This is a genomic window from Rhodococcus sp. NPDC056506, assembly GCF_042794945.1.
In the GTDB taxonomy this organism is placed as follows: domain Bacteria; phylum Actinomycetota; class Actinomycetes; order Mycobacteriales; family Mycobacteriaceae; genus Rhodococcus_F.
The window spans coordinates 15,882-18,869 of the sequence record NZ_JBHTSW010000047.1; the positions used below are offsets into that span (position 1 = coordinate 15,882).

Here is a 2,988-nt window from a genome sequence, read left to right on the forward strand (position 1 = left end):
TCGACCGGCCGCTTCTCATGGTCAGTGGCCGCGATGAGCGACACACCCAAGGTCGTGCACCGGTGGCTCGCAGTGCCAGACCAGTTTGACCGATTCACGCGATTCTTGCGCGACAACGGAATTCTGATGCCGACTCGGATAGGCATCGGCGTATTGGTTTTCCTCCTGGGTGTCACGATTCTGCTGAAGCGACTGGGCACCCACTCGGTACAGACCATCGGATTTCCGTTGGACGTCGTCGTCGCAGTGCTTGTGATGATCGGTGGAATTGCTCTGCCTGTCATTGCGACCACCCGTGATAGGTCGTATTTCTTAGTCGTTGTCGGGGACTTCGCTGTTGCGGTGATCGTGCTAGCCGAGGCGAATCCGGATCAGCGATTGCTCGGATGTCTCGTCTTCGGGCTCGTCGGCTCGTATGTAGCCTTCTTTCACAACCTTCGAGCGCAACTGTGGCACCTCCTGTGGTCCGGGGCGATTATCGTTGTCGCCAGCATCGGGGTTTTCACGGATGCGCCTTCGTCAGCCTCAGACGTACTGGGACGCATCGCCTTTGCCATCCCTGTCATCACTGTCATACCGGTCGTCACACAGATTGCGCTGGCGCTCCTGAGCAACGACGCACAAAGCTCCGAACTCGATCCATTGACGGATCTGTTGAATCGGCGTGGATTGGCGCGGCGGACTTCCGAACTCCTACAGGCGAAATCCAGCCTCGATCAGTCTTTGCTGGTTGTGGTGATCGACATCGACAATTTCAAACACTTCAACGACACCTACGGTCACGACGTGGGTGACCGCGTCATCCTGCGGACCGCGTATCGACTCCACGACTGGGCCAGATCGGACGCAGCGATCGCTCGTATCGGCGGTGACGAGTTCGTCGTCGTTCAGATGATGCCGTTGCCCTATGTCGGCGACTTGCTCGCGCGGATTCACCCCGTCATGAACTCCCCTACGGGCGAACCACTCTCGACGACGAGCATCGGCATAGCCGTACACAACGGCGGCTGGCCGGACGTGCAGGCAGCAGAAAGCGGCCTGCACGATCTACACCGCCTAGCCGATTCAGCGATGTACGAAAGTAAGAGGATGGGCGGAAATCACGTTCATTCCATCGTTCTCACGGATCAGCAGCCACAACAGGTCGGCGGTCGTTCAGTCCTCTGAGTCGTCGATCAGATGCATCGCGGCTTCCTCTGCCGACGCTGCGCCGCCGTCGATTCCGACGTCTCCGGCGATGAGTTCGCTTTCCTCGTCTTCGTATCGGCCCTCGTCTTCGGCAACGAGACGCCCGACGCGGCGGTTACCCACTTCGTCACCGTTCGGGAATTCTTCTTCCCGTTCGAATTCGTCGGCATCGGCGGGATCCTTCAGCGGATCACCCAGCGACGCGTACGGATCGGGTTCTTCCTCGGCCAGGCGCTCGTCGAGGGTCTCCCCCGCGGATTCCTCGCTGCCGGTCAACCCGTGGGCATCAAGTCCCAGTGGTCGTTCCGGTGGTGAGATTCCCTCGTCGAGAATGTCGTCGACGCCTCGATCGATCAGAGTGTCTTCGGGTTGAAGCTGGTCGTCGGGATCGAGACTGTAATCGCCATTGCCGGACGCGCCGGTGTCATCCGTGTCGCTCATGCACTCAACGATGCCACGGGCACACGGAGTTGGCCACGCGCCGCGCCTGCTCGATACATCACGCCGGAGATCTTCAGCACGACCGTGGCGCGGGCATTCCGTCGAATCTGTCCTGTAGATACTCGAAAGCGGTGGGCAGACCGAGGACAGCGGTGGTGAGGTGGTCCGGGCTGGGGAACAGTTGGGATTGAATCGTTGCTCCTGCGGCGCAGTACCTCGAAATGGTATTGACCACCGAATCGATGGGAATCAGCACGTCGTCGGGCGTGTGCCATTCGAACACCGGGGCGGTCGGTACTCCTGGATAGAGTTCGACGCTGTTGTCGTCCATCACCTTTCGCACTTCAGGACTGGACAACAGGGAAGTCGACGTCGACACCTGGGAAGCACTGCGCCCGGCGCCGACTCTCAGGATGTCGTTGGTGCAGGCATTGGTGAGTTCGGACCGCATCGACCGACCGAGGTCGTTGAGTTGGTTACCGAGCGGCAAGAGGTCGGGATACTCCCGCTCGAGGCCCATCGCTGCGGCGAACGCGAGACCGAATGCCGGGTGCGGATCTTGCCCGAGTCCATTGGCCATCTTGGACAGATTCATCGGAACGCCGCCTTCGGCAACACCTACGAGGTTGACCTCGGGTGCGTAGGTCGGCGCCAGGGCAGCTGCCCACGCGGTCGCCATACCGCCACCGGAGTATCCAGCGATGCCGACTGGGCTGGCGCCGCTACGCAATTCGGGGACTTTCTGGACGGCGCGTATGCCGTCGAGCGTGATCTGTCCGCCCAGTCTTGCGGCGCCGTATGCGCTGTTGGGTCCGAGATGGTCGGGAAGCGCGATAGTCCATCCGCGCTGCAGAGCGACGTTGAGGATGGGTGCTTCACGGATGACGATGTTGGGATCCGATGCGTAGAGCGCTCGCGATGGCGCACAACCCGTTCCGAGTGCGTTGACGATGTGCTGATAGGAGAGCAGGGGGCCGTCTTGCGTTTGATTCGGCGGGACCAGGATAGTGCTGACCGCGGCAATCGGCTTGTTCTCGGAGTTCGTGGACCGATAGCTGACCTGCCAGATCGCGACGCCAGGAAAGGTCATCAGGTCTGGGGCTCGCCGTACGGAGATCGGCGTGCCGGCACTCCCCTCGGCTGCTGCTTGCGAATAGAACGGGTCCGGGTCAGGTGCGGGATACGCGGGATCTGCCTGTGCAGTCCACCCGGAGAGCAGTGTGGCGGTCAGTGCCGCGGCAGTCAGCATCGATCCGGTAAACACGCGTTTGGTTCGCAGTTTCAACGTTTTCCCCTCGTCCGGACCCACGCGGGATCCATCACCCTGTGTGTTTCACTCATACCCATGTCGAACCTGGT

3 protein-coding genes are annotated in these 2,988 nt (G+C 60.9%); 1 reads left to right on the forward strand and 2 read right to left on the reverse strand.

What is annotated here, in order from left to right:
* Positions 1-126 precede the first annotated feature (126 nt).
* Positions 127-1,167 (forward strand): diguanylate cyclase domain-containing protein, encoded by a 1,041-nt coding sequence (locus tag ACFQ6H_RS25810; protein WP_378649422.1) that lies wholly within the window; start codon positions 127-129, stop codon positions 1,165-1,167.
* On the opposite strand, the gene ACFQ6H_RS25815 is transcribed toward ACFQ6H_RS25810, so the two are convergent.
* Positions 1,156-1,629: a DUF5709 domain-containing protein gene (locus ACFQ6H_RS25815; RefSeq protein ID WP_378649423.1), complete on the reverse strand. Its 474-nt coding sequence runs from the start codon at positions 1,627-1,629 to the stop codon at positions 1,156-1,158. The genes ACFQ6H_RS25810 and ACFQ6H_RS25815 overlap by 12 nt on opposite strands.
* A gap of 73 nt (positions 1,630-1,702) precedes the next feature.
* Positions 1,703-2,908 carry a lipase family protein gene (locus tag ACFQ6H_RS25820; protein WP_378446122.1) on the reverse strand — a complete coding sequence of 402 codons (1,206 nt, stop codon included), beginning with the start codon at positions 2,906-2,908 and terminating at the stop codon, positions 1,703-1,705.
* Positions 2,909-2,988 lie beyond the last annotated feature (80 nt).